This is a genomic window from uncultured Aquabacterium sp., from assembly GCF_947366995.1.
GTDB lineage: Bacteria > Pseudomonadota > Gammaproteobacteria > Burkholderiales > Burkholderiaceae_C > Aquabacterium.
Genome location: NZ_CANBCC010000003.1, coordinates 76,882 through 102,511, shown reverse-complemented (window position 1 = coordinate 102,511; position 25,630 = coordinate 76,882). Strand labels below are relative to the sequence as shown.

The window sequence follows — 25,630 nt, the reverse complement described above, 5'->3', positions numbered from 1 at the left end:
GCGCCGGTGTCGAAGGCGCGGGCCCGCAACCGGCCTGCACCGCAGCCCATTCCCCCTGGCCTTGCCCGAGCCGATCGAAGCCCAGCTCAACCTGCTGGCCTTCATCCGCTGGGCCGGCACCGACACAGTGGCCGCGGCGGCTGCCATCCAGGACAACACGGCCCGACAACGCTGGCACTGGCAGCCCGAAGAAGCCGGCTGGGCGTGGGCGCAATTGGGGCGTTCGGCCGCCTGGCGTCTGAACCCGGAAGCCCCCTCGTACTTCCAGCGCGCGCTGACCGACCGAGGGCTGGCGCTCGGGACCGGCGGGCGCATCCCCGTGAGCTGGTCGCCCGAGACGCTGGCGTGGATGGCCCGGGCTGCCCTGCGTGCGGCCTCGGCCGGTCAGCCTGCGGCGTGGGCCCAGCTCGAGCAGGCGCTGGACGCCATGGCCCCCGAACAGCAGGCCGACCCGGCCTGGGCCTACTGGCGTGCCAAGGCGCTGCAGGCCCGGGCGACACAGGCCACGGCAGAGCCTGCCCGCAAGGAATTGCGTGAACGGGCCCGCGCGCAACTGCAGCGGGTGGCGCACCCCTTGACCTTTTACGGTCAGCTCGCGGCCGAAGAACTGCACGGCACCCCGGCGCGCGCGCCCGCCACCCCGGCGCCCTTCACCGAGGTGGAGTTGGCCCAGGCGCGTGCAGTGCCGGGCACCGACCGTGCGCTGCGCCTGTTCGATCTCGGCTGGCGCGGCGAGGCCGTGCGCGAATGGAACTACACGCTCACCTGGGGCAAGCCCGGCGGCATGGCCGACCGCGACATCCTGACCATGGCCGAACTCGCCTGCCAGCGCGAGATCTGGGACCGTTGCATCAACGGCAGCGAACGCACCCGCAACGAGGTGAGCCTGGCCCAGCGCTACCCCACGCCCTTCCGCCAGGACATCCTCTCTGCGGCCCGCGATGTGGGTCTGGACCCGGCTTACATGCTGGGGCTGATCCGGCAGGAGTCGCGTTTTCTGGTGGCCGCCCGTTCGCACGTCGGGGCGTCGGGCCTGATGCAGGTGATGCCCGCCACCGCCGCCTGGACGGCGCGCAAGCTCGACATCGCCTACCAGCCCGACCTGCTCACCGACCGGCAGACCAATCTGCGCATCGGCGCCGGCTACCTCAAGCTGGTGCTGGATGACTTCCAGGGCATGCAGGCGCTGGCTGCCGCGGCCTACAACGCCGGCCCGGGCCGCCCACGGCGCTGGCGCGAAGGGCCCCGCACCGAAGCCGCTGCCTGGGTCGAGAACATCCCGTTCACCGAAACCCGCGACTACGTCAAGAAGGTGCTGTCCAACGCGGTGGTTTATGCCCACCTGCTGCACGGCAAGCCCCTGTCCCTGCGTGAGCGCCTGGGCGCCAGCGTCGGCCCGCGTGCCGGCACCGCACCACCCAGCGCCACCGACCTGCCCTGAAACCACCCGGAGACCCGGCATGCAACGCATCCTCATCCTCGGCGGCACCGGCTTCGTGGGCCGCGCCCTGTGCGAGCACATCCCCCACAGCCCGGCCCTCGCCGGCGCGCGCGTGCTGGTGCCCAGCCGCCGGCGTGAGCGCGGCAAGCACCTGTTTCCGCTGCCCCATGTCGACGTGGTGGACGCCAACGTGCACGACGAGGCCACCCTGGTGCGCCTGCTCAGCGGGTGCGATGCCGTGGTCAATCTGGTGGCCATCCTGCACGGCACGCCGCAGGCCTTCCGCGCGGCCCATGTCGATCTGGTTCAGCGCCTGGTGGGCGCCTGCCTCAAGACCGGTGTGCGGCGCCTCGTGCACGTCAGCGCGCTCGGCGTGCCGGAAGACCCGGCTCAGGCGCCGTCCAACTACCTGCGCAGCAAGGCCGAGGGCGAGGGCGTGCTCCGTCAGGCAGCCGCCAGCGGCCTGAGCGTCGGCATCCTGCGGCCCAGCGTGATTTTCGGGGCGCAGGACCGCTTCCTGAACCTGTTTGCGGCCCTGCAGCGCCTGTTTCCGGCCCTGCCGCTGGCGGGCAGCCAGGCGCGCTTCCAGCCCGTGTGGGTCGAAGACGTGGCGGCCGCGCTGGTCAAGCTGCTGGAAGGCGGGCAGACGGGCGTCTACGAGGCGGCCGGCCCGCAGGTGCTGACGCTGGCCGAGCTGGTGCAGCGCGCGGGCCGATGGAGCGGGCGCGCCCGACCGGTGCTGCCCATTCCCGACTTTGCGGGGCGCATGCAGGCGACGATGATGGGCCTGATGCCGGGCGAGCCGCTGATGTCCACCGACAACCTGGACTCGATGAAGGTGCCCAATGTGGCGAGCGGGCGGCTGCCGGGCCTCGCTGCGCTGGGCGTCACACCGCACTCGCTCGATGCCATCGGCCCGGGCTACCTCGGCGAAGCCGGCGCCATGGCGCGGCAGATGGACCTGTGGCGTTCGCTGGCGCGGCGCGGCTGAAGAAGCACAGCCTGCAGAAGCGGCAACGCCGCCCGGAGGCGGCGTTGGTCAACGCGAGGCGGTCGAACTCAGGCGGCAGCCAGCAGCTGGGCCGTGTCGAACACGCTGCTCATGGGCGGCAGGTTCATGATCATCGGTTGCGGCGCGTTCTTCGAAATCTTCACCGGCTTGGCGTTCGGGTCGTTCTGGGCCACGTCGGCCTTGTCCCAGTTGCCGGCCGATTCCTTTCCCGACACGGCGATCGAGTAGAAGACGCGGAACGGCACCTTGCGTTCGCCCCAGAAATCGGCGGCGTCACGGAAGGCGTCGAGCAGCTGTTCGCGGCTTTCGCGGTCGTAACGGGCACCATCGGGGATCAGTTCCAGCACCACGACAAAGCCCGGCTGAGGGCCTGACTTGTGCACGGTGTCGGTGATGCAGTCGTACAGCGCGTCCAGGTTCTTGCCGAAGTGGTCCGGGAAGAGGAAGTCACGGGCGATGATGTCCAGCACGTCCTGTTTGCTCTGAGCGCCGCTCAGGTTGGTGTACAGGAAATGCTGGCCAGCCGCGTTGGCCGCCTGTTGCAAGTCTTCCGGGCGGTAGGCGCGGATGGATTGAACGATGTTGGTTCGAACGGATTGCAACAACATGATCGCTGGGGCCACGGAGCGGGAGGCGCTGAGCGCCTGCGCCCCGGTGGGCCGATGAGAAGGTATGAAGAAAGAACGAAGATGGGGACGACCGGGATGACCGGTCAGCGCCGCGGATCAATGGTCAGGAAGCTCTGGTAGTGATCCTCGGTGTAGAAACAAGTTTCAGGTTGACGAAGCTCATGTCCGCCACAAACAATGCGCCGGGCCCCCCGGTCGCGCGAGCCCGGTGTGGGCACGGTGTATTCACGGTAAAAGCCGCGTGGCTGCCGGGGCAGGGCACGCTCGCGGTTGAAGAAGACCGTGCCGTCCTTGTCGTATCGAAACGGGCCGCCCTGGTGGATGCGTCCGTAAACGTCCTGGGCCTGACGTGGCAGGGAGGACAGGGGCGCAACCGCCAGGCCGGACGGACTGGACAGCTCGGTGTCTTGCGGGGTACTGCGACGAGCCTGCGCCGAATCGGGCACAAGGCCCAGACTCAGGCTGGCTCCCATCAACAGGGACAGGGCCACGCGGGCGACGAAACCGGCCAGCTTGTGGTGGCCGTTCAGGCGCCCCGGTCGGGTCAGGGAGGCGGGCTGGGTAAGCAAACCGCGACCACTTGGCGACGGATCCCGGGTCAGCGTGGAGGGCACCATGTTGCTGTGTTTCCAGCCTTGATCGGTCAGCAATGCAGCACTTCGACAAAGACGAGATGCTATAGAAATCGGCCCAAAAGCTCAAGGCCCCGGTGCCTCAAAAAGGGGCAGACGGGGCCTTTTGATCCCGCTGGAGCGGGTGTGCTATAAGCCCGCCGCCCCGTTTCCAGGGGGCGGGCATGCGCCTTTCAGCGCACCGCGTTGGCGTCGGCCACGGTCATGGCCGTCATGTTGACGATGCGGCGCACGGTGGCCGACGGCGTCAGGATGCACACCGGCTTGGCCGCGCCCAGCAGCACCGGGCCCAGCGCGATGCCATTGCCCGCCGCTACCTTCAGCAGGTTGTAGGCGATGTTGGCGGCGTCGATGTTCGGGCACACCAGCAGGTTGGCTTCGCCGGTCAGGGTGCTGTGCGGCATCAGCTCGGCGCGGTAGGCCGCGTCGAGTGCGGTGTCGCCGTGCATTTCGCCATCGATTTCCAGCCACGGAGCCTGTTGCTGGATCAGGCCGAGCGCCTCGCGCATCTTCATGGCCGACGGCTGGTTGCTCGAGCCGAAGTTCGAGTGCGACAGCAGCGCGGCCTTCGGGCGCTGGCCGAAACGCATCATTTCCTCGGCGGCCATGATGGTGATCTCGGCGATCTGTTCGGCCGTCGGGTCGTAGTTGATGTGCGTGTCGAGGATGTTGACGGTGCGTCCCGGCAGGATCAGGCCGGTCATGGCGGCGTAGGTCTTCACCCCGGCGCGTCGACCGATCACCTGATCGATGTAGTTCAGGTGCATCGAGGTCTGGCCCCATGTCCCGCAGATCAGGCCATCGGCGTCGCCCTTGTGCACCAGCATCGAGCCGATCAGCGTCAGGCGACGGCGCATCTCGATCTTGGCCATCTGGGCGGTGACGCCCTTGCGCTCGGTCAGGCGGTGATACGACTGCCAGTACTCGCGGTGGCGCGGGTCGTATTCGGTGCTGACCACGTCGTAGTCGATGCCGGCCTTCAGGCGCAGACCGAAGCGCTCGCAGCGCTGTTCGAGCACGGCGGGGCGGCCCACCAGGATCGGACGGGCGAGGCCTTCGTCCACCACGATCTGGGCGGCGCGCAGCACGCGTTCTTCTTCGCCCTCGGCGTAGGCAATGCGCTTGGCCTTGGCCCGCTTGGCCACGCTGAAGATCGGCTTCATCGTGGTGCCCGAGGCGTAGACGAAGCTCTGCAGCTTCTCGCCGTAGGCCACGAAGTCCTTGACCGGGCGGGTCGCGACGCCGGACTCTTCGGCGGCCTTGGCCACGGCCGGCGCGATCTTCATCATCAGGCGCGGGTCGAACGGCTTCGGAATCAGGTATTCCGGGCCGAAGCTCAGCGTGGCGCCCACGTAGGCGGCGGCCACGACGTCGCTCTGCTCGGCCTGGGCCAGCTCGGCGATCGCATGCACCGCGGCGATCTCCATCTCATCGGTGATGGTGGTCGCGCCCGAGTCCAGCGCGCCGCGGAAGATGTACGGGAAGCACAGGACGTTGTTGACCTGGTTCGGGAAGTCCGAACGGCCCGTGGCCATGATGGCGTCGTCGCGGACGGCCTTGACCTCTTCCGGCAGGATTTCCGGCGTGGGGTTGGCCAGCGCGAAGATGATGGGGCTGTCGGCCATGCGCGCGACCATGTCGGCCTTGAGCACGCCACCGGCGGACAGGCCGAGGAAGATGTCGGCGTCGGCGATGACTTCGGAGAGCTTGCGCTGCTCGGTCTTCTGGGCGAACTGGGCCTTGTCCGGGTCCATCAGTTCCGTGCGCCCCTCGTACACGACGCCGGCGAGGTCGGTCACCCAGATGTTTTCGCGGGGCAGGCCGAGCTTGACGAGCAGCTGCAGGCAGGCGAGGGCTGCGGCGCCGGCGCCCGAGGTCACGAGCTTGACCTGCTTGATGTCCTTGCCGACGACCTTCAGGCCGTTGAGCAGGGCCGCGCCCACGACGATGGCGGTGCCGTGCTGGTCGTCGTGGAAGACGGGGATGTTCATCCGCTCACGGAGCTTGCGCTCGACGTAGAAGCAGTCGGGTGCCTTGATGTCTTCCAGGTTGATGCCGCCGAACGTGGGTTCGAGCGCAGCGATCACCTCGACGAGCTTGTCCGGATCCTTTTCGTTGATCTCGATGTCGAAGACGTCGATGTCGGCGAACTTCTTGAACAGGACGGCCTTGCCTTCCATCACCGGCTTGGCGGCCAGCGGGCCGATGTCGCCCAGACCCAGCACGGCGGTGCCGTTGGTGATGACCGCCACGAGGTTGCCGCGGCTGGTGTACTTGAACGCGTTCGCGGGGTTCTCGACGATCTCTTCGCAAGGCGCGGCAACGCCGGGCGAGTAGGCCAGGGCCAGGTCACGCTGGTTGGTGAGCTGCTTGGTGGCGCTGATCGCAAGCTTGCCGGGTGTCGGCAGCTCGTGGTACTCGAGCGCGGACTTTTTGAGTTCGGCTCGCTTCTGCTCAGGTGTGGTCATAGAGGGGACTTGCTCCGTGGTGACGGCCGAAAGCGGTCGCCGGAGGGGGGATTTTAGGAAGTTTCCCTGGCGCGGGGGCATGTGGATGCCCGCATGGGTGAGGGAAGTGCGCTTTGCGCACCGGTGGAGCTTCTCGGCGGCGGAGAGAAGGGGGGTGGTACGCCGGCTCACCGTGAGCTTGTCACGTTGAAGCCCCCTCTCGTGGGGCGATTGGCCATCTGGCCGATGAACAAGCCATCAAACCCCGGCTAACTGACATTTCAAGTTCACGTTAATTCACACAAAATGTCCTTTGTGACTGCAGTGACATTTGGTTTCCCCGCGAAGCCCCGCCTGCAGTTGTTTCAAACCGGCCTTCAAGGAGATGGCGTTGACGACTTGGCGTAAGCAGCCCTGGACATGGGCGAAGACAGCGGTGGGCGTGGCGGTGGTGGCAACCCTGGCGGCATGCGGGGGCGGCGGTGGAAGCAGCTCCACCCCGCCGTCGACCAGCACGGCCAGTGTGTCGGGTGTGGCATCGAAGGGTTTGATGCGCAACGCGGTGGTGTCGGCCTATGCCGTCAAGGCCGACGGCACTGTCGATCGGTCGAAGGCACTGGCCACCGACCGCACGGACAATGCCGGTCTCTACGAACTGCGCGGGCTGCCCGCAGGGCAGGTTGTGGTCATCGAAGTGGTGGCCGACGACCAGACGCGCATGGACGATGAGGCGACGGGCGCCGTGATCACTCCGGTGGCCGGGTTCACGATGCGCGCGGCCGCCGTGCCCGAAGCCGGTGGCACCGCGAGCGTGCAGGTCACGCCGTTCTCCGAAATGGCTGTGGCGATTGCCGAGAAGAACGCCGGTGGTCTGAAGGCCGACACGGTGGCCGCTGCCAACGCGCAGGTGGTGCTGTTTGTCGGCGGCACCGACGTGCTGAAGGACAAGCCGGAATTCGATCCGGACACCAAGGCGCCGCTGAATGCCGCCGCCGTGGCCCTCGCAGCTGTTTCCAAGCTCGCCGAGCGGGGCGGGCTGGGTTGTGGCGTCCCGCTTTCCCAGCTCAGCGCGCCGGGCCGCGTGACGGCCGCAGGCGCCGTGATCGCAGCGCCCGCCGCACCCGCACCCGCGGACCAGGCCGCCGCCGTGAAATGCGTGGTCGAACAGCTGGCTGCGCTCGGCACCAAGGACGATGACACCTCTGACGGCACCGACGTGGTGGCCGAACTGGAATCTTCGCGTCAGGACATCATCGCGCAGGTAGGCTACACCGGCACCGTGCCGCCCGTGCAGACCGCTGACACCGTTGCGCCGAGCACGATTTCGACCACCGTGGCGGGCTACATCCGCGACGCCAAGGCGCTGATCACGTCGCTGCGCACCACGGGCGCGACGCTGAGCAACAAGACCGAGCCGACCGCGATCACGACCCGCCTGAAGTCCGTTGGAGACGCATTCGACAGCGCGGTGGCCCCGCTCGACAGCAGCTCGTGGACGCAGATCGTCACAGCCATGGCCGGCACCTTCGTCATCGACAGCGGCCCGTGGATCTATTCCGAGCTGATGGTGGACAGCGCGGGGCGCTTCAACCTGCTCAACACGTCGGCCGACCTGCCCGGTCAGTCTCAGAATGTCCCGGTGACCTGCCGTTTTGCAGACGCCACGTTCTCGGCCACGGTGCCCTCCGGACCCACCAACCAGCTGATCTGCCGCGCGACCTATGCGGTGCGTGAGGCGACCGCTCCGCTGCCCGCTGGCGTCGGTTCGTCGAACACGAACGTGGCCTTCCAGCACCACTTCCGCCTGAAGCGCGGCACCGACGACAGCATGACGATCGAAAGCCGTCTTGTGCGCCAGTTCGGCACGATCAACAGCACATCAGGGGTGTTCGAGCCCAGCACGGTGGCCACCGATGCCCTACCGGTTGCAGGTGGCGACAAAGCCTTCCGTACTGCCACGGCCACCCGCACCTGCGAACGCTCGGACGACGTGATCACTTCGTGCAACGCCTTCGGCATCAGCGGCGAAATGGCCGCGGGGCTGCACTTCGAGCCGGGTGTGGGTTACAGCTCGCGTGGCACGCACCAGCAGATCGCGCTGAACTTCGCCTCGTCGGCCACCGGTACGGGCAACACCCTGACCAAGCTGGCGACGACGGCCGAGTTCAAGGTGATGAGCGGCACGACGCGCCTGTCGACGGTGGCCATCAAGAATGGCTCCGAGATCATCGCGAAGACCGCCACGCCGGGTAACGTGTACAACGTTTCCTCGGCCCTTGCCGACATGGAGAACTCCAGCGCGAAGTTCATCGTGGAAGCCGTGGCGCCAAACGGTGCGACGCTGACTGGCACCCTGAGCGCCAGCAGCTTCATCCCGGATGGTACCGGCCGTGCCGTGCCCACGCTCGCCTCGTTCCAGGGCGTGATCAAGGAAGCCGGCGGCGCTGCGCTGTTCGATGGCACGCTGACCGCCACGATGCCCGAGTACCTGCAGCTGAACCAGGGCAACAACTGGTCGCTTGGGCTGAATGGCACGCTGATCACGTCGGGCACCAACACCCTGACGCTCAATGCCACGCTGACGCAGGAGCAGTACGACGCAGGCACCGGCAAGCGCAAGTTCGGCCTGGCCGGTACGTACAGCGAGAACGGCACACAGAAGGTGATCCTGTCCGGCACGGTGAACGAAATCACCCCGTCGGAGAGCGCCCTCAGGTTCTCCACGCCGTCTGGTGTCGCCTTCACCGTGACGAGCGGCGCCACGTCGATCCCCATCGCCAAGGGCCGTGATTCCGTCGGCGTCTACGATGTCGACAAGAGCCTGCTGGTCTACGCCGACAACAGCTACGAACGCTTCTGACCGCCTGGCCGGAATGACGCTTCAGGGCCCCCGGCGACGGGGGCCTTTTTTCTATAGGGGACAACAATGAGAAGCAAGCGTGGCGCCGCGTTGATCCTGCCGCTGGCCCTGTGGATGGGCGTGTCGGTGGCGGCAGAAGGCGATGGGGCGACGGGCCCCTCGAGCTGGGCCGTGCGCCCGTACGCGTCGGTGCGTGCCGAGGCCTGGTCCAACGGCGTGCCGGTCTTCCAGCTTGATGGCGACTGGTCGTCGGATTACCGGATGCGGCATGACACGCAGCGGGCGGAGGTGCAAGGCCGCGCCGAAGCCGGCGTGGCCGTCGCATTCAGTGAAGCGGGGCGCGACAACCCGTGGCGCATTGGTGCGCTGGCCCGGGTGGACGGCACGGCGCGGCTGTCGGGCGAGGCCGCCCAGGTGCTGTACCACTACCAGAGCCGCACCGACCCCGACGCGCCCGTGCGTTACAACGCGGACACCAACCTGATGATGTGGGCCGGGCGCGGCGTGGCGATTCACCTGCCCGCCGTGCGCATGGGGCAGCTGGGCCTGGAGGTCGGCTGGGACCAGCTGATCCTGCAGCGCCTGCGCACCATCCACAGCCAGGGCGAGGTGGGCTACCAGGCTGACGACAGCTACGCCTTCCGCGGCACGCTGCGCGACGACAACCATGAGGCGACGACGCCGTACCTGCCTCCGGCACGCGCACAGGGGCAGGGCCAGGCCTTGTCCATCGCCTTGACGTGGGCCCGCCCTCAGGGCGAGGCGGGCGCGGCGGTGTGGCCCGATCGATGGCGGCTCGATGTCCGAGACGTGTGGTCGCGGCTCACGTGGTCCGGGCTGATCCGCGATGACGCGGTGCTCGACAGCGCCGTCAGCACCCGCACGCCGGAAGGGCGCATTGCGTACCGCGCGGCCATCAACGGGCAGTACAGCCAGATCGAGGCGGTCAAGCGGATTCCGGTGGCGACCCGCTGGCAGGCCGACTGGGATCGAGCGAGTGGCACCTGGACCGTGACCCTGGCCCACCGCATTGGCCTCTGGCAACGCTGGCTCGACTGGCAATCCCCCGGCACGGTGCGCTGGCGCGTCGGCATGGAGCCGTTTGTCGGCGTGGCGCGCGTCGGGGTCGCCTGGCAGGGGCTGGAGGCCTCGCTGATGAGCGGCTTTGGCGAGGCGTCGGGCCACGTGCGCGGCCTGCAGATGAGCTGGATGCTCGGATTCTGAGCCGGCTCGACACCGTCGTCGGGGCGAGCGCCTTCGCAATCGCTTCCATCCGGCGCGACAATCGCCCCATGAGCCTGGGTGAATTCGAACTGATCGAGTCGTTTTTCTGGCGCCGGCCGGGGCAGGGCCCGCGGCGTGCCGTCGTGGGCAATGGCGACGACTGCGCGGTGATTGCGCCGGCGCCCGGCATGCAGCTGGCCGTCTCCACCGACACGCTGGTGGAGGGACGGCACTTCCTGTCCACGGTCGACCCGCGCCGTCTGGGGCACAAGGCCCTGGCCGTCAACCTGTCCGACCTGGCCGCGTGCGGCGCGCAGCCGCTGGCCTTCACGCTGGCGCTGACCTTGCCACGGGTCGATGCAGCGTGGCTGCAGGCCTTTGCGCAAGGCCTGCTGGACCTGGCCGACGAGCACGAGTGCGAGCTGATCGGTGGCGACACCACCGCCGGGCCGCTGGCCATCGGCATCACGGTGATGGGCGAGGTGCCAGCCGGCCAGGCCCTGCTGCGCAGTGGCGCCTGTGCGGGCGATGACATCTGGGTGAGCGGCTTCCCGGGCGAAGCGCGGCTGGCGCTCGAGGCTTTCCGCGGCACGTTGCACCCGGGGCTCAGCGGCGATGCCTTTGACGCCACGCGGCTCGCAATGGAGGCCCCGTCCCCCCGCGTGGCGCTGGGTGTGGGGCTGCGCGGCGTGGCCTCGGCCGCGGTGGACGTGTCCGATGGCCTGTTGGGCGACCTGGGCCATGTGCTGCGCCGCAGCGGAGCGGGCGCCATGCTGGCGCTCGACGCGCTGCCGCTCAGCCCGTGGCTGGGCGCACGGCCCCGTGCCGAGCAGCTGGATTGCATCCTTGCCGGCGGCGACGACTACGAGCTGGTGTTCACGGCCCCGCCCGCACGGCGCGAGGGGGTGACGGCGCTGGGCGACACGCTCGGCCTGGTGCTCAGCCGCATTGGCCGCATCGAGGCCGAACCCGGCGTGCGGCTGCAGGCATCCGGCCTCGACGGGGAGGGCGACGCCACTCCCGTGCCCAACCGCTGGGTCTCGTTCGACCACTTTCGGGGCTGAGCCATGGACACGCTTGTTTCGGCTCCTCGCCGCCCCGGTGTGCGCCTGCTGCTGAGCCATCCGGCGCACTGGATCGCCTTGGGCGCCGGCAGCGGCCTGAGCCCCATTGCCCCTGGTACTGTCGGTACGCTGTGGGGCTGGCTGGTGTTCGTCGCGATCGAGCGGGTGCTGGGGCAGGGCCGCCAGGCCGACCTCACCTGGGCCGCCATCCTGGCCGTCGGCTGGCTGGTCGGCTGGTGGGCCTGCACGCGCACGGCCCGCAGCCTGCAGGTGGCCGACCCGGGCGCCATCGTGTGGGACGAGATCTGGGCGATCTGGCTGGTGCTGTGGGTGGTGGGCGCCGCCGACTGGCGGGGTCAGGCACTGGCCGTGGCGGCCTTCCGCTTCTTCGATGCGGCCAAGCCGGGCCCGGTGGCCTGGGCCGACCAGCTGTTCAAGCTGCCCAAGGGTCAGCCCATCGGGTGGGCGCAGGGGCTGGGCATCATGTTCGATGACCTCGTGGCGGCGGGTTGCACGCTGCTGCTGCTGGCGCTGGCCGTGGTGGTGCGCCAGGGTGGCGTGTCGGCCGGCCTGTTGAGCTGACAAGGAGCACACATGGACACCCTCGCGACCCTTGGCCTCGTTGGCGACGTGGCGGCCCGGCTGCAGGCGCGCGGCTGGCGCCTGGCCACGGCCGAATCCTGCACAGGCGGCCTGATTGCCGCCGCCTGCACCGAGCTGGCGGGCTCGAGCCTGTGGTTTGACCGCGGCGTGGTGAGCTACAGCAACGAGGCGAAGACGGCCTTGCTGGATGTGGCGCCCGAGTTGATCGAGGCGAACGGTGCCGTCAGCGAGTCCGTGGCGCTGGCCATGGCCGAAGGGCTGCTGGCGCGCTCAAAGGCCGATGTGGCGGTCGCCGTGACCGGTGTGGCAGGGCCCACGGGCGGCTCGGCCCTGAAGCCGGTGGGCACGGTGTGGTTTGCCTGGGCCACGGCGGCGGGGGCGCATGCCGAAGTGCGTGTCTTTCCGGGCGACCGGGCTGCGGTGCGCGAGGCCACCGTGCGCCACGCGCTGGCCGGGGTGCTGGCGCGGAGCGTGCCGCTCTGAAACGCGGGTCGCGGGCGCGGTCTCAGGCCCGCGGCGGCGGGCTGCCCGTGCGAAACATCCGCTCCAGCGCCACGTCGATCACCAGGCCCCACAGGCTGTAGAGCACCGAGCCGAGCAGCGCCCCGCCGAACCCGCTGACCTGAAAGCCGTCCAGCAGGCCGGACGCCATCTGGAAGGTGAGGGCGTTGATCACGAACAGGAACAGCCCCAGCGTCAGCACCGTGACCGGCAGCGTCAGCAGGATGAGCACCGGCCGCACCACCGCGTTGAGCAAGCCGATGACGAAGGCCGCGAGCAGGGCCGATCCGAAGCTGCGCACCGACAGACCCAGATCCCATTGGGTGAGCAGCACCAGGGCGCAAGCGAGCAGAAGCCAGCGAACGATCAGTTTCATGACCCGAGCATAGCCCAGCAGCAACCGTGTGCAAGTTGACGGCGCGATGCACCCTGGCCGTATTGGGTCAAGAACGCGCCCGTTGACGGTGTCACACTTTGAATGAACAGTCCGGCCGGAGCCGGGCCTGGAGTGCAAAACGGTCATGCGAGCCCGGATGGCCCACCTCTTGAGCAGCGCGACACCTGCCCGCCGGATCCTGCTGGCTGTTGCGGCGTCGTTGCCGTTCTTTCTGCTGGTGCTGTTCATCCACGAACAGGCGCTGTCCCACCCGGCCGTGTCGCCCTACCTCGATGCGGCGCTTGTGCGGACCATGCAGTGGCCCATGCTGGGCGCGGCCCTCCTCAACCTGGGCGTGGCCGTGTGGGTGTGGCCGCGGCGTGACGATGCCGAGCCGCTGGCCTGTGCCACGCTGCTGGTGTGTCTGACGATCGGCGGCACCTACACGCTGATCACCATCCTCTCGGGGCCCTACACCTCGCCGCCGAGCCTCGTGCTGGTCGGGGTGCTGCTGGTGGGCCTGCTGCTGTTCGATCGCCGCCCCGTGGCCATCACGTTCGGGGTGTGCATGGGCATGCTGCTGGTGCACGATGCGGGCGTGCTGGCTGGCTGGTGGTCCTACGCGCCGGGCCTGCGCCCCGCGCTGTTCCAGGATCCGGCGGCGTCGGAGGCCTGGCGGGGCTGGCGCACCTTTGTCTTCGTGAGCGGCTTTGCGGTGCTGCTGGGGCTGGCGATGGTGCTGTTTGCCCGGTTGGACGCCCTGCACGGGCAGCTCGACACGCTGTCGCACACCGACGCGCTGACCGGGCTGGCCAACCGCCGCCGGCTGATGGAGGCGCTGGAGGCGGAAGTGGCGCGCCAGCGGCGCACTGGCCGGCCGTTCTGCCTCGTCATGATCGATGCCGATCACTTCAAGCAGGTCAATGACACCTGGGGCCATCTGCAGGGCGACATGGTGTTGCGCAGCCTGGGCCGGCTGCTGCTGGCTGGCGTGCGCAGCCCGACCGACCTCGCGGCCCGGCTGGGGGGCGAGGAGTTTGCGCTGCTGTTGCCCGACACCCGGCTGGATGAGGCCGAGGTGGTGTGCCAGCGCATGTGCGAGGCCCTGTCCCGAGAGCGCTTCGGCGACCCGCTGGCGCCGTTCACGATCACGGTGAGCATGGGTGGTGCGGTGTGCAGCAGCACCACGTCTCACCAGGCCCTGCGCGAGGCCGACCAGCAACTCTATCTTGCGAAGGCAACCGGGCGCAACCGAGTCTGCCTGCGCGCAATCGTGGGGGCGGTCGCGTGAAGGCCTTGCGCAGCGTCTGGCTGCAGCGGCTGGCGCACAGCCTGGTCGCGCACCACGACGCGCGGGGCGTGCTGTTGTTCGTGATGGGTGCCTGGCCCATGCTGGCCGTGCTGTGGGTGATGCAGACGGTGGCCCTGCTGGGCGTGGCCGGCACGCAGCACGTTCACCGGCCATGGCTGCTGGCGGTGCATGGGGCGCTGAGCGCGCTGATGGCGTGGCTGCTCGGCGTGGCGTGGTGCGCGTGGACGCGGCGCTGGCGGGCGCCTGCGCAACCCGGTCTGGTGCGTTGGACGGTGTGGCCGGGCGTGCTCGGCGTGACCGCCCTCGGCCTCGCCTATGGGTTGACCGACACCCCCATGGCCATGGTGTTGATGGCGCAGATCGTTCTGGCGCGATCCGTGTTCACGTGGGCCCAGTTGCGCCCGGCGGTCGTGGCGGCCTTCGTGCTGGTGGCCGTGGTCGGGCTCGATCGCCTGGGGCCCGGGCAGGATCTGTCGCCGATGCTGCGCGCGCCGGTGTTCTCGGGCGAGCCCATGGCCCCCTGGTGGCTCTGGTGGACGCGCATCACCTTCGCGGTGGCCATCGGGCCGCACACCGCCATGATGTTCTTCTACGCAGGGGTGATCGCGCGGCGCCAGCGCGCCCTCGAGACGCTGGTCAGCACGGACGGCCTCACGGGCCTGCTCAACCGGCGCGCCTTCCTCGAGCGCTTCGAGCGCGAGGCGCACCGCCAGGCGCGCAGCGGTCGTCCGCTCACGCTGCTCATGGTCGACATCGACCGCTTCAAGCTCGTCAATGACCGCCACGGGCATCCGGCGGGGGACAGCGTGCTGGCCGAGTTCGGGCGCGTCCTGCGCGAACACACCCGCGAGCGCGTTGACACCGCTGCCCGCTATGGCGGCGAGGAGTTCCTGCTGCTGTTGCCCGAAACCGACCTGGCCGGGGGCGAGCGCGTGGCCGCCAAGGTGTGCGATCACCTTCGCCAACACACGTTCCAGATCGATGGCGCAGCCTTTCACGTCACCGCGAGCGTGGGGGTCGCCCAAGTGGTGGAGGGCCACGCGGAAGCCGCCTTGCGCCTGGCAGACAACAACCTCTACGATGCCAAGCGGGCCGGGCGGGATCGCATCGTGGGTGGCGTCGCTACTCCTGAGGTGGTACGCGCCGGGACCGGTTCGGCGGGGTTGTTTCAGTGATCAGACAGGCGAGGCGAGATGCAGACATTCCCCCCGGCTCAGGGGCCGCGAGCGTGACATATGGCCGTTCAACAACGCCCATTCCGCGCGAGTGTGCGCGCCGTGCGTGCGCACAATCGGGTGGTGATGACATCCCGTCCTGTCTGGTACGCGCGCATGGCGTGCGTTGATCTGCCCGTCTGTCGCAAAGGGTGCGCACCCCAGGGGCCCGCACACGGCGTGCCTGGGCGCACCACGGTGAACGGGGTGGCACGATGAAGCTGCAGACCGTATCCCGCTGGTTCTTCGTGCTGGTTGGCCTGGCGCTGCTGGCCAACGTCAGCTTTCTGCTGCTGATCCGCACGGCCTACCAGTCGAACGAGGCGGCCAATGCGCGGCGCGCCGAGACCCTGCACGTCGTGACGGCGCTGCGCCACGAAACCGAACTCCTCGGGCGGCTGGTGCGCTCCTACGCCACCACCGGCAACCCGCGCTACCTGCTCTATTACTACGACATCCTGGCGATCCGCGAGGGCAGCAAGCCCCTGCCCGAGTCCGACAACCCCGACCTGTACTGGGACGACGTGATTGCGGGCCGGCGCGGGCACGTGCTGCCCGAGGGCAAGCCCGGCGTCTCCCTCATCGACCGCATGCGCGCGCTCGACTTCAGTGCGACCGAACTGGCCGCCATGAACCAGGTCGTGGCGGCCACCGAGCGCCTGCGCAAGACCGAGCAAGAGGCGTTTGCCGCTGCGCAGGGCCTGTTCGACCGCGAGAAGCAGGCCTATGTGTCCGAGGGCCGGCCCGACCTGGCCTACGCCAGCGAGCTGGTGCACGCCGCGCGCTACGAGGCGCAGACCGCCGACCTGGCGCAGGCCGTGGGTGCGCTCGGCCGCGCCACCGACGAGCGCACCGCCCGCGAGCAGCAGCAGGCCGCGGCCAACCTGCAGCGCTTCATCGGCTACGCGCTGGTGATCGACCTGATTCTGGTGCCGGCCCTGGCGTTGGCGCTCTTCATCCTGCGGGTCCGTCTGCTGAATCCGATCGAACGGCTGGGCGGCGTCGCACGGCAGATTGCCGAAGGCGGCTACACCGCCCGCACGGGTGACCGTGCAGGCTGGGTCGAAGAGCTCGACACGCTGGGCCGTGCGCTCAACGGCATGGCCCAGGCCGTGGAGGACGACCTGGCCCGTCGCGCGCGCATCCAGGAAGAACTGCAGGCCGCGCGTGACCAGGCCGAGGGCGCCACGCGCGCCAAGTCGATGTTCCTGGCCAACATGAGCCACGAGATCCGTACGCCGATGAACGCCATCCTCGGGATGACGCACCTGGCGCTACAGACCGACCTCGACGAGCAGCAGCGCGACTACCTCAACAAGGTGCAGGCCGCGTCCGACACGCTCCTGGGCGTCATCAACGACATCCTCGATTTCTCGAAGATCGAGGCCGGCAAGCTCGAGCTCGAGTCCGCGCCCATGCGGCTGGAAGACGTGGTCGGCCATGCGCTGATGCTGCTGCGCCAGCGCGCGCAGGAAAAAGAGCTGGAGCTGCTGTGCGAGTTCGGCAGCGAGGCGCTGCTCAACGAGGCGGGCTGCGTTTACGGCGATGCGTTGCGCCTGGGTCAGGTGCTCACCAACCTTGTGTCCAACGCGGTGAAGTTCACGCACCATGGGCACGTCAAGGTGGGCGTGTACGTCGTCACGCACATCGGTTCGCAGCTGACCCTGCGCTTCGAGGTGCGCGACACCGGCATCGGCATGAACGCCGAACAGCAGGCCCGCCTGTTCGAAGAGTTCACGCAAGCCGATGGCTCCACCACCCGCCGCTACGGCGGCACCGGTCTGGGTCTGAGCATCACGCGCCGGCTTGTCACGCTCATGGGCGGCGCCATCCATGTGCACAGCGAGTTGGGCAAGGGCTCGTGCTTCTCGGTGACCCTGCCGATGCAGATGGCGCCGATGCCGCAGCACGCGCTGGGCGGCATGCCCGTGTCGCGGCTGCGCGTGCTGGTGGTCGACGACCAGGCCGAGACCCGCCTGACGCTGCGCAGTCTGCTGAACTCGCTGGGCGTGGGCAGCCAGGCGCCCGGCGGCATCGACCTGGCAGAAGATGGTCAACAGGCCATCGACAGTGTCCACGCCGCGCTGCAGGAAGAGCACCCTTACGACCTCGTGCTGCTCGACTGGGTCATGCCCGGGCGCGATGGCAAGTCCGTGATAGCGGAGTTGCGCACGCTGGCGCCGCGCACCGAGGTCGTCGTGATGTCCGCCTACGGCCTTGACAGCCTGCGCATCTCGGCGATGCAGGCGGGCGCCAGCGGCTTCCTGAACAAGCCGGTGCTGCCGGAAGGCCTGCGCGCCATGCTGGCACGGCTGCTGGGCATCAGCCTGCCGGAGCACTCGCGCCCCGCGGTGGTCAACGAAGGGCTGCGGCTCGACGGCCTGCGCGTGCTGCTGGTGGAAGACAACCTGCTCAACCAGCAGCTGGCCATCGAACTGCTGGCACGGCGTGGCGCGCGCGTCGCCGTGGCCAACAACGGCTGCGAGGCGCTGGAGCGGCTGCGCCAGGCGGGCGCCGATGGCTTCGACGTCGTGCTGATGGACCTGCAGATGCCGCTGATGGACGGCTACGAGGCCACACGCGAGATCCGCGCGGACGCCACGCTGGCGAGCCTGCCCATCGTGGCGCTGACCGCCCACGCCATGCAGGAAGAGCGCGACCGCTGCACGGCGCTGGGCATGGTCGGCCATCTGACCAAGCCACTCGACCCGGGACGCTTGTACGAAACGCTGATGCCGTTCGTGCCCGCGCCATCGACCGGCTCGCCGAGCGGCTTCGGCGCGCTGGCCGACAGCGCGCACACGTCGCTGGACGCACCGGCCGCTGCATCGGCGCCCGACGGCCTGCCGCAGATCGAAGGCCTGCATGCCGAGCTGGCGCTGTCGCGGTTCGAGGGCGACGTCGACTTCTACAACCGCACCCTGCGCAGCTTCATGCTGCACGCGCGCCACCTGCCGCACATCCTGCGCTCCGCCCAGCAGGAGCGGGCCTGGCCCGACCTGGCGCGCGAGGCGCACACGCTGAAGGGGCTGGCCGGCACCATCGGGCACGACGGCCTGGCCCTGCACGCCACCATGCTGGAGGCGGCAGCCCAGTCGCCCGACGCGCTGGACGGCGCCCCCCCGGCGGTCGATGCGGTGGTCGGCGAAATCGAGCGCCTGCTGCCAGCGCTGCGCGCCCACCTCAACGGGCCGTCTTCCGCGTCCGGTGCCGGTGCGCCCGCGGGCACCACGGCCGAACACGTGGCGCTGGCCGAGGAACTGCGACGCCTGACCGCCGAGAGCGACAGTGAGGCCCTCGCCCTGTGGCAGCGGCATCGTGCCGACTTCGCCAACTGGCTGCCGCCCCTGACCACCGCCCGGCTGGCTTCAGCCCTCGATCGCTGCGACTTCGACTCGGCCTTCGGGCTGCTCACGGAACTCCACGAGGGGGTGAAGCAGCCATGACGACCACGCCGATCGCCCCCCTGGCCACCGTGCTCGTCGTTGACGACGCACCCGCCAACCTGAGCCTGCTGGCCGGGCTGCTCAACCGGCTGTACCGTGTCAAGCTCGCCGCGTCCGGCGCCAAGGCACTTGAAATTGCGCGCCGTGACCGTCCCGACCTGATCGTGCTCGATGTGATGATGCCGGAGATGGACGGCTACGAGGTGTGTCGCCGTCTCAAGGCCGACCCGGCCACCGCCAGCATCCCCGTGCTGTTCCTGACGGCCATGAGCCAGGTGGAGGACGAAACCCTCGGCTTCGAAGTGGGCGCCGCCGACTTCATCCACAAGCCCGTGAGTCCGCCCATCGTGCAGGCCCGCGTGCGCACCCACCTGCAGATCAAGACCTACCGCGACGAGCTGATCGACCGGGCCGAGTGGCTCGAGCGCGAGCTGGCCAAGCGGCTCACCCAGGTCGACCAGCTGCGCGAGGCCACGCTGCACGTGATGATCTCGTTCGCCGAGTTCCGTGACGAGGACACCGGCCACCACGTCAAGCGCACGCAGGAGTACGTGCGCACCCTGGCGCAGTACCTTTACGAACAGGGCCGCCACCTCGACGTGCTGAACCCCGAGAGCATCGACCACATCGCCCGCTCGGCCCCGCTGCACGACGTCGGCAAGGTCGCCATTCCGGACCACATCCTGCTCAAGCCAGGGCGCCATACGCCGGAAGAGACGGTCATCATGCGCACGCACGCCATGCATGGCTGGGAAATGCTGCGCCGGGCGGCCGAGCGCCTGGGCGAACACGCCGATTTCCTCACCTACGCCATGCAGATCGCGCGGGCCCACCACGAGCGCTGGGATGGCACCGGCTACCCCGACGCTCTGCAGGGCGAGGCCATCCCCCTGGCCGCCCGCCTGATGTCCGTGGCCGACGTGTACGACGCGCTGATCAGCCGCCGGCCTTACAAGATCCCGTTTGCCCACGAAGAGGCCGTGCGCCTGATCGACGAAGGCAGCGGGCACCACTTCGACCCGGAGGTCGTTGCCGCCTTCCACGCGACGATCGACCAATTCCGCTCCATCGCTGACACCTGGCGCGACGCCTGATGCCCACACCGTACGTTGTCCCCCTGAACCGCCTCGGCCTGGCCGCCTGGCTGGCACTGGCCACCGCCGCGGGGCTGATGCCCCCGGCCCACGCCGAGGGGCTGGATTGGCGCCTCTCCGGCTTCGGCACGGCCGGCTGGGCCCAGACCGATCGGCCGTACGCCTACCAGCGATTTCTGTCGGACCAGGGGTCGTTCAAGCGCGATTCCGTCTTCGGCACGCAGCTCGACCTGCAGTTCAACCCGGCCTGGTCGGCCACCGTGCAGGCCACGCTCGCGCCCTCGCTGAGCGACGACCACGGCCTCGCCGTGACCGCCACGTGGGCCTTTGTCTCCTGGCGCCCGGACAACGACTGGCTGGTGCGGCTGGGGCGACAGCGCATCCCGCTCTTCCTCCATACCGAGAACCGCGACGTGGGGCAGACCTACGACCTGCTGCGCCTGCCGGCGGAGGTCTACGGCATCGCGCCCAGCACCGACATGACGGGGTTGTCGGTGTCGCGCACCTGGCAGCAGCCCGCGGGCGAGTGGTCGCTGGACGCCTATGCCGGCGCCGACGACCTCAGCGTGCGGGTGTCGTCCCGGGACCTGGGCACCGACTTCCTGCGCGTGCACACCCGGGTGGTGGGCGCGGCGCTGACCCTGCGGCTCGAAGATGCGAGCACCTTCCGCGCCAGCCTCTACCGTGCCACCACCGAAAAGCGCGATGGTTCGCCGCTGGACGCCCGTTATCCCCGGGTCGACGCCGGCTTTCCGCTCGGCAGCTACTACCAGGTCAGCAACGCCCTTCCAGGCCCGGGCGTCGACACCACGGACACCATCGTCAACGATGTCGTCACGCTCGGCGCCGACCTGAATCTGGCGCCCGACTGGCGCCTGGTGGGCGAGGTGGCGCGCAATTTCCAGCGCCGCACCGACCTCGGCTCCAGCACGGTGGGCGCCTACCTGGCGCTGCTGCGTCGCATCGACCGCGTCACGCCGTATGTGGTCGTCTCGCACCTGCGCAGCCTGGGCGCCTCGATGCGCAACGCCCAGGCGCTGGAGCAGGCGTCCCAGGCGGCCATCATCCCGGACCTTGCGCTGGCCCAGCGCGCCGCCGGCGACAGCATTCCGGTGTACGACCAGACCGCACTCAGCCTCGGGCTGTCGTATGCGCTCACGCCGCACAGCAAGCTCAAGGGCGAGTGGATGCGCACCCGCATCGGCAAGCGCTCGGCGATGGTGGACAGCCCGGCCGGGAGCGCGGTCGTGTCGCGCGAGCTGATCAACACGCTGTCGATCAGCTACAGCTTCGTGTTCTGAGGGAGGCCGCATGACGCACCCACTCAGAACCCTCGCGCACCGTGTCCTGCTGGCCGTCGGCCTCTGCGGCGCGGTGCTGGCCCACGCCGGCGTTGTGGTCATCGCCCACCCGTCGGTGCGCAAGCTCGACGTTCCCGCCGTCCAGCGCATCTACACCGGCCGCATGGTCGAAGTCGATGGCGTGCCCGTCGTGCCCCTGAACGCCCCATCCGGGCAGATGCTGCGCAAGCGCTTCCTGGCCGACTACCTCGACCAGACCGAGGACGCCTACACCGCTTACTGGACGGTGCGCCGTTACGTGGGCAAGGGCGTGCCGCCGCGCGACGTGTGGCCGCTCGCCGAGCTCCTCGCCCAGGTCAGCCGCACGCCCGGCGCCATTGCCTACGTGGACGAGGCCGACGTGCCGCCCGGCGCCCACATCGTGCTGCGCAAGTGAGCGGGCGACACAGCGCCCCCGCTTCGCGCTAGCATCGTCACATGGTTGCCGGTATGTCGTCGTGGATTGCGTTGGCCGTCGCCCTCGTGTGCGGCGTGCTGTTGCTGCGCCTGCTGATGCGCCCCGCACGGCGCGCCCGGTTCGACCGTTTCTGGGTCGACCGCGTGGGGCGAGGCAGCCTGCACCGTGCCCGGCAGGTCGGGCACGCGCTGCGGCGTCTGTGGCACCGCCGGGCCGACCGCCGCGAGGCGGCACGGGCGGCCGAGGACGTGATCAACCGCGCCCGCCGCGCCCGCCCCGGTGTCGACAAGGACGGAAACGTCTACACCCCGCACTCGTTCAAGGGCCCGCGCAAGCCCCACTGAAGGCGGGCACCCCATTGGCAGGGGGGCGTGCGGCGCGGCGCGGAAGCCGGAATTAGCCATCCGGCCAATGGTGCGGCCGGGAAGAAGGTGCGACATTCGGACATGCTCTCGTCCCCCTGGCGTCCCATGTCCGCAGACCCCTCCGAACCCGCCGCCACTGGCCCTGCCGCCGCCCGGTTCTGGGCCGACACCAATGTGGTCACCCAGGTGCACGACGCCGCGCCGCGTGCTCCGGCTGCAATCGACATCGGTGAACCGGTGGGGCGCCACACCCGCGAGCTGTTCGTCTCGTGCGAGCCCGCCGAGGCCTTGCGCATGCAGTTGGGCCAGACCGGGCTGCGCTACATGGTCATCGCCGATGTGGGCGGGGGGCGGGCCCGTCGCGGGCTGCTCGACATCGCCCGCGCATCGGGCTGGCCGCTGCAGCGCCTGGTGGTGCGCCGGCAGGGTTTTGGCGACACGCTGGCCACGCTGCATTTTCTGGACAGCCCCACGCAGGACGGCGGGCGGGTGCGCGTATTCTGTGCCGACGCCGATGCCGACGAAGTCAGCCGCCAGGCCCTGGCCCAGGCGCTGATGGGCCGCGCCGAGCTGGTCGCCATGCTGGTGCCGGAGGGGCTGACGCTGGCGCAGCAGGCCGACGCAGTGAGCGCACTGGCCACTCAGGTGCGCAGCGGGCGCGGTGACTGGCTGTGCCGCGCCATCATCTTCATGCCCGGGCAGACGTCGCCCGACCTCGTCAAGTACATCACCCGGTTTCGGGCGGACACCGGCATCCCCGCGCGCATGGCGCCGGCCGTGCGCCGCGCCGACCAGCTCTGGGTCTACCTGGGCTCCACCTGGAACCAGATGCAGGACAAGGAGCCGCCCGCGCAGCGCCTGACCCTGCGCACGCTGGCGCTGGTGGCGGCCGACACGCCGTCGACCCGCCGGGCTGAATCCATCGTGGTCAACGACACGGGACTGCTGGCCCAGCGCCTCGTGCACCATCTGATGCGCCAGCCGGGTGTGCAGCGGGTCTGCCTGTTCAACCTGCAGAGCCAGGCGGTCGTCGCCCACAGTGGCTCGGCGGAGGAGGGCCGCGTCATGGCGGCCCAGGGGCGCGCCTTGCTGCAGGTCACGGGCCGCGCCGGTGAAACCCTGAAGCTGGGCCACGCTCTGGTTGAGGCGACCTTCACGCTCGCCGAGCACCGGGTGCAACTCAGCGGCATGGCGCTGCTGCCCGGGTGCGTCATGCAGGTCATCCTGGCCCGTGGCGCCCCGCCGCTCAAGCCGCTGCCCAGCCGCGCGCAACTCGAAGCCGGCACCTGATCCGGCGCCACCCCACCGCGGCCGAGGTCTGGACGAGCATGTGGCCAGCATGCTACAGTCAAAGGTTTCTTCTCGGTCACCACGCACGGGTCCGGGAGGAGCATGCCAGGGCGAGGGCCGATCCGAACCCCCGTCCGCCCGACACCCGGCACGCCGGACCGTGGTTGCGCCAGAGGACGCAACCCGATCCGAGTGGGCCACCCAACCGGTTCCATTTCATGGCCAAAGAAGAACTGATCGAAATGAACGGCGTCGTTGACGAAGTCCTGCCCGACTCTCGTTTTCGCGTCACCCTGGACAACGGGCACCAGCTGGTGGCCTACACGTCCGGCAAGATGAAGAAGCACCACATCCGCATCCTGGCGGGTGACAAGGTGTCGCTTGAGCTTTCGCCGTACGACCTGACCAAGGGCCGGATCACCTTCCGCCACATCGAGCGCAGCGGCAACTACACGCCCGCACCGCGCCGCCACTGAAGCGGCTGACGCCCGCACCGCCGGGCATGGCAGCGCGTCACCAGCTTGCCGCCTCCTGCGGTGAGGCGGGCCGATAAGCCGCAAAGCGGTCTGCCAGAAAGTCCAGAAACACCCGCACGGTCGCCGACAGGTGATGGCGCTGCGGGTAGATCGCGTGGATGTCGGCCGACGGGTCGGACCACGCAGGCAGCACGCGCTGCAGGGCCCCTGACCGCAGGTAGGGCGCCACGTCCCACTCCGAACGCAAGAGGATGCCGTGACCGGCCACGCCCCAGTCCACGGCGATCTCGCCATGGTTGGTGGCCAGGGCGCCGCGCACCTTCACGGTTTCCTGCTGGCGCCCGTCTGACAGGTGCCAGGTGTTGTAGGCCGCGTTGTTCTCCCGGATGACGATGCACTGGTGCCGCGCGAGCTCGCGCGGGCAAGCCGGTGTGCCGTGCGCCGCCAGGTAGGCGGGCGCAGCACAAAGCAGCCGCCGGTTGGCGGCAATCTGCCGCGCCAGCACCCGTGCGTCCGGCGGCACGCCAAAGCGGATGCCGATGTCCATGGCGTGGGCCGTGAGGTCCAGTGGCCGGTCGGTCAGCTCCAGAATCACCTCGACGGCCGGATGCAGCCGCACGAAGTCGGACACCGCGGGACCCAGGTGCCGGCGCCCGAAGCCGAAAGTGGCATTGATGCGCAGGAGGCCGCGGGGCGCATCCCGGCTGGCGCCCAAGGCGCGCTCCAGTTGCTCGATTTCGCGCAGCAGGCGGGCGCCTTCCTCCAGATAGCGTTCCCCCTGGGGGGTCAGGCTCAGTCGCCGCGTGGTGCGGTTGAGCAGGCGCACGCCCAGTCGCTGTTCCAGCGCCGCCAGCCGCCGACTGACCGCCGGGGCCGACACACCCAGTTCGGGGGCGGCGGCCGCCAGACTCGGGTGGCGGGCCAGCACGGTGAAGAAGGCCAGATCGGCCTGGGTGGAATGGACCATCGGGTTTGCGTCGACAAGCAGCTCGGGTGGCGGTGCCCCCATTCTTGCACCCAGCGCATCAATCAAGTGAATGCTTGCCCATTGATGAGCGGCATGCCGTGAAACATCATGCGGGCCATGCTGTCGCCTGCCGATCTGTTCGCCTTCCTGCCCGCTCTGCTGCTGGGCGGCCTCATGGGCTTCTTCGGCGGGCTGTTCGGCATTGGCGGCGGAATCATTGCCATCCCGCTGCTGGTGCTTGGCTACGGCATGGACCAGGCGCTCGCGCAGGGTACCGCGCTCGTGATGATGGTGCCCAACCTGCTGATCGGCTGGTGGCGTTACAGCCGGCTGTACCCGGTGCCGCTGCGCCGTGCGCTGGCCATCGGCGTGTGTGCGACCACCACGACCTGGCTGGTGGCGCAGGTGGCGATCGGGCTGCCGTCTGCCTTGCTGCGCACGGTGTTCAGCGTGGCGCTGATGCTGCTGGCGTGGCGGCTGCTGTGGCAGCTGCGGGTGCGTCAGCGTGCGGCCGCGGCGGGCATCACGACCGAGGCCGCGCCGCGCGTGTCCGAGCGCTACATCCCGCTGGTCGGCATGGTGGGTGGCTCGAGCATGGGCCTGCTCGGCATCGGCGGCGGGCTGGTGGCCACGCCCATTCTCACCAGCGTGTTCGCACAGCGTCAGACGGTGGCGCAGAGCCTGTCGCTGGCGCTGGTCGCGCCCAGTTCCATCATCGCGCTGCTGAGCTACGCGCAGGCCCACCGGGTTGACTGGCACATGGGGCTGCCGCTGGCCGCCAGCGGCATGCTGACGGTGTCGGCCGGCGTGGCGCTGGCGCACCGCCTGCCCGAGCAGCGCATGAGGACGCTGTTCGCGTGGATGCTGCTGGTCACGGGGGGCTGGCTGTTGTTGGGCCTGCTCTGGCACTGAAGGCCGG

21 protein-coding genes and 1 pseudogene are annotated in these 25,630 nt (G+C 69.4%); 17 read left to right on the top strand and 5 right to left on the bottom strand.

Translation table 11 applies throughout. The features are described from left to right. Together Q0Z44_RS02195 and Q0Z44_RS02190 are read left to right on the top strand one after the other, a co-directional pair. Positions 1-1,441 (top strand): lytic transglycosylase domain-containing protein (locus tag Q0Z44_RS02195; protein WP_298009564.1); only part of this gene is annotated, 1,441 nt, incomplete at its 5' end. A 19-nt stretch (positions 1,442-1,460) separates the two neighbouring features. Further along, complete coding sequence (locus Q0Z44_RS02190) at positions 1,461-2,432, top strand: complex I NDUFA9 subunit family protein (RefSeq protein WP_298009562.1); 972 nt, start codon at positions 1,461-1,463, stop codon at positions 2,430-2,432. Between the two features lie 242 nt (positions 2,433-2,674). Here the strand turns inward: Q0Z44_RS02190 and Q0Z44_RS02185 are convergent. The 3 genes and pseudogenes from Q0Z44_RS02185 to Q0Z44_RS02175 form a co-directional block, all read right to left on the bottom strand. After that, positions 2,675-3,061, bottom strand: a pseudogene (locus Q0Z44_RS02185) (barstar family protein); the annotation flags it as partial. Between the two features lie 104 nt (positions 3,062-3,165). After that, positions 3,166-3,555: a ribonuclease domain-containing protein gene (locus Q0Z44_RS02180; protein WP_109038474.1), complete on the bottom strand. Its 390-nt coding sequence runs from the start codon at positions 3,553-3,555 to the stop codon at positions 3,166-3,168. A 332-nt stretch (positions 3,556-3,887) separates the two neighbouring features. Further along, the gene (locus Q0Z44_RS02175) at positions 3,888-6,263 is read right to left on the bottom strand and encodes an NADP-dependent malic enzyme (RefSeq protein ID WP_366517563.1); all 2,376 of its coding nucleotides are present in this window, start codon (positions 6,261-6,263) and stop codon (positions 3,888-3,890) included. 289 nt (positions 6,264-6,552) lie between these two features. Between Q0Z44_RS02175 and Q0Z44_RS02170 the strand changes: the two genes are divergently transcribed. The 5 genes from Q0Z44_RS02170 (at position 6,553) to Q0Z44_RS02150 (ending at position 12,395) form a co-directional block, all read left to right on the top strand. Continuing rightward, positions 6,553-9,021: a hypothetical protein gene (locus Q0Z44_RS02170; RefSeq protein ID WP_298009556.1), complete on the top strand. Its 2,469-nt coding sequence runs from the start codon at positions 6,553-6,555 to the stop codon at positions 9,019-9,021. Positions 9,022-9,087: 66 nt separating this feature from the next. Next, on the top strand, positions 9,088-10,245 hold the full coding sequence (locus Q0Z44_RS02165; protein WP_298009553.1) for a hypothetical protein: 1,158 nt from the start codon (positions 9,088-9,090) through the stop codon (positions 10,243-10,245). A 74-nt stretch (positions 10,246-10,319) separates the two neighbouring features. Beyond that, positions 10,320-11,309: a thiamine-phosphate kinase gene (gene thiL / locus Q0Z44_RS02160; protein WP_298009584.1), complete on the top strand. Its 990-nt coding sequence runs from the start codon at positions 10,320-10,322 to the stop codon at positions 11,307-11,309. Between the two features lie 3 nt (positions 11,310-11,312). Further along, complete coding sequence (locus Q0Z44_RS02155; RefSeq protein WP_298009550.1) at positions 11,313-11,891, top strand: phosphatidylglycerophosphatase A; 579 nt, start codon at positions 11,313-11,315, stop codon at positions 11,889-11,891. Between the two features lie 12 nt (positions 11,892-11,903). After that, positions 11,904-12,395 carry a CinA family protein gene (locus tag Q0Z44_RS02150; protein ID WP_298009547.1) on the top strand — a complete coding sequence of 164 codons (492 nt, stop codon included), beginning with the start codon at positions 11,904-11,906 and terminating at the stop codon, positions 12,393-12,395. 22 nt (positions 12,396-12,417) lie between these two features. Here the strand turns inward: Q0Z44_RS02150 and Q0Z44_RS02145 are convergent, their stop codons facing one another. Beyond that, positions 12,418-12,789, bottom strand: a complete 372-nt coding sequence (locus tag Q0Z44_RS02145) for a phage holin family protein (protein ID WP_298009544.1) — start codon at positions 12,787-12,789, stop codon at positions 12,418-12,420. A 157-nt stretch (positions 12,790-12,946) separates the two neighbouring features. Here Q0Z44_RS02145 and Q0Z44_RS02140 point away from each other — a divergent pair, with 157 nt between their 5' ends. The 9 genes from Q0Z44_RS02140 to infA all read left to right on the top strand — a co-directional run bounded on the left by Q0Z44_RS02140 (position 12,947) and on the right by infA (position 23,744). Further along, on the top strand, positions 12,947-14,080 hold the full coding sequence (locus Q0Z44_RS02140; protein ID WP_298009541.1) for a GGDEF domain-containing protein: 1,134 nt from the start codon (positions 12,947-12,949) through the stop codon (positions 14,078-14,080). Further along, the gene (locus tag Q0Z44_RS02135; protein WP_298009538.1) at positions 14,077-15,276 is read left to right on the top strand and encodes a GGDEF domain-containing protein; all 1,200 of its coding nucleotides are present in this window, start codon (positions 14,077-14,079) and stop codon (positions 15,274-15,276) included. Before Q0Z44_RS02140 ends, Q0Z44_RS02135 begins: the two co-directional genes overlap by 4 nt. Positions 15,277-15,530: 254 nt before the next feature. Further along, a complete protein-coding gene (locus tag Q0Z44_RS02130; RefSeq protein ID WP_298009535.1) occupies positions 15,531-18,761 on the top strand; it encodes a response regulator in 3,231 nt (1,076 codons plus the stop codon). Beyond that, complete coding sequence (locus tag Q0Z44_RS02125) at positions 18,758-19,855, top strand: two-component system response regulator (protein WP_298009531.1); 1,098 nt, start codon at positions 18,758-18,760, stop codon at positions 19,853-19,855. Before Q0Z44_RS02130 ends, Q0Z44_RS02125 begins: the two co-directional genes overlap by 4 nt. Next, positions 19,855-21,156, top strand: a complete 1,302-nt coding sequence (locus Q0Z44_RS02120; RefSeq protein ID WP_298009529.1) for a hypothetical protein — start codon at positions 19,855-19,857, stop codon at positions 21,154-21,156. Before Q0Z44_RS02125 ends, Q0Z44_RS02120 begins: the two co-directional genes overlap by 1 nt. A 10-nt stretch (positions 21,157-21,166) precedes the next feature. Beyond that, entirely contained in the window at positions 21,167-21,592 is a 426-nt protein-coding gene (locus Q0Z44_RS02115) for a hypothetical protein (RefSeq protein ID WP_298009526.1), read from the top strand. A 41-nt stretch (positions 21,593-21,633) separates the two neighbouring features. Beyond that, a complete protein-coding gene (locus Q0Z44_RS02110; RefSeq protein ID WP_298009523.1) occupies positions 21,634-21,957 on the top strand; it encodes a hypothetical protein in 324 nt (107 codons plus the stop codon). A gap of 126 nt (positions 21,958-22,083) precedes the next feature. Beyond that, on the top strand, positions 22,084-23,268 hold the full coding sequence (locus Q0Z44_RS02105) for a hypothetical protein (protein WP_298009520.1): 1,185 nt from the start codon (positions 22,084-22,086) through the stop codon (positions 23,266-23,268). Between the two features lie 218 nt (positions 23,269-23,486). Further along, positions 23,487-23,744: a translation initiation factor IF-1 gene (infA, locus tag Q0Z44_RS02100; RefSeq protein WP_298009517.1), complete on the top strand. Its 258-nt coding sequence runs from the start codon at positions 23,487-23,489 to the stop codon at positions 23,742-23,744. A 37-nt stretch (positions 23,745-23,781) separates the two neighbouring features. On the opposite strand, the gene Q0Z44_RS02095 is transcribed toward infA, so the two are convergent. Then, positions 23,782-24,711, bottom strand: coding sequence for a LysR family transcriptional regulator (locus Q0Z44_RS02095; protein WP_298009514.1), 930 nt, complete (start codon positions 24,709-24,711; stop codon positions 23,782-23,784). Between the two features lie 117 nt (positions 24,712-24,828). Between Q0Z44_RS02095 and Q0Z44_RS02090 the strand changes: the two genes are divergently transcribed. Then, positions 24,829-25,623 carry a sulfite exporter TauE/SafE family protein gene (locus tag Q0Z44_RS02090; RefSeq protein WP_298009511.1) on the top strand — a complete coding sequence of 265 codons (795 nt, stop codon included), beginning with the start codon at positions 24,829-24,831 and terminating at the stop codon, positions 25,621-25,623. Positions 25,624-25,630 lie beyond the last annotated feature (7 nt).

What these genes read in the sequence shown, in the direction of transcription:
- Q0Z44_RS02130 (WP_298009535.1), top strand. Translation starts at nt 15,531, where the DNA reads ATGAAGCTGCAGACCGTATCCCGCTGGTTCTTCGTGCTGGTTGGCCTG.
- Q0Z44_RS02120 (WP_298009529.1), top strand. Translation starts at nt 19,855, where the DNA reads ATGCCCACACCGTACGTTGTCCCCCTGAACCGCCTCGGCCTGGCCGCC.
- Q0Z44_RS02090 (WP_298009511.1), top strand. Translation starts at nt 24,829, where the DNA reads ATGCTGTCGCCTGCCGATCTGTTCGCCTTCCTGCCCGCTCTGCTGCTG.
- Q0Z44_RS02150 (WP_298009547.1), top strand. Translation starts at nt 11,904, where the DNA reads ATGGACACCCTCGCGACCCTTGGCCTCGTTGGCGACGTGGCGGCCCGG.
- Q0Z44_RS02190 (WP_298009562.1), top strand. Translation starts at nt 1,461, where the DNA reads ATGCAACGCATCCTCATCCTCGGCGGCACCGGCTTCGTGGGCCGCGCC.
- infA (WP_298009517.1), top strand. Translation starts at nt 23,487, where the DNA reads ATGGCCAAAGAAGAACTGATCGAAATGAACGGCGTCGTTGACGAAGTC.
- Q0Z44_RS02110 (WP_298009523.1), top strand. Translation starts at nt 21,634, where the DNA reads ATGGTTGCCGGTATGTCGTCGTGGATTGCGTTGGCCGTCGCCCTCGTG.
- Q0Z44_RS02180 (WP_109038474.1), bottom strand. Translation starts at nt 3,555, where the DNA reads ATGGGAGCCAGCCTGAGTCTGGGCCTTGTGCCCGATTCGGCGCAGGCT.
- Q0Z44_RS02165 (WP_298009553.1), top strand. Translation starts at nt 9,088, where the DNA reads ATGAGAAGCAAGCGTGGCGCCGCGTTGATCCTGCCGCTGGCCCTGTGG.
- Q0Z44_RS02145 (WP_298009544.1), bottom strand. Translation starts at nt 12,789, where the DNA reads ATGAAACTGATCGTTCGCTGGCTTCTGCTCGCTTGCGCCCTGGTGCTG.
- Q0Z44_RS02105 (WP_298009520.1), top strand. Translation starts at nt 22,084, where the DNA reads ATGTCCGCAGACCCCTCCGAACCCGCCGCCACTGGCCCTGCCGCCGCC.
- Q0Z44_RS02125 (WP_298009531.1), top strand. Translation starts at nt 18,758, where the DNA reads ATGACGACCACGCCGATCGCCCCCCTGGCCACCGTGCTCGTCGTTGAC.
- Q0Z44_RS02140 (WP_298009541.1), top strand. Translation starts at nt 12,947, where the DNA reads ATGGCCCACCTCTTGAGCAGCGCGACACCTGCCCGCCGGATCCTGCTG.
- Q0Z44_RS02115 (WP_298009526.1), top strand. Translation starts at nt 21,167, where the DNA reads ATGACGCACCCACTCAGAACCCTCGCGCACCGTGTCCTGCTGGCCGTC.
- Q0Z44_RS02175 (WP_366517563.1), bottom strand. Translation starts at nt 6,263, where the DNA reads ATGCCCCCGCGCCAGGGAAACTTCCTAAAATCCCCCCTCCGGCGACCG.
- Q0Z44_RS02155 (WP_298009550.1), top strand. Translation starts at nt 11,313, where the DNA reads ATGGACACGCTTGTTTCGGCTCCTCGCCGCCCCGGTGTGCGCCTGCTG.
- Q0Z44_RS02095 (WP_298009514.1), bottom strand. Translation starts at nt 24,711, where the DNA reads ATGGTCCATTCCACCCAGGCCGATCTGGCCTTCTTCACCGTGCTGGCC.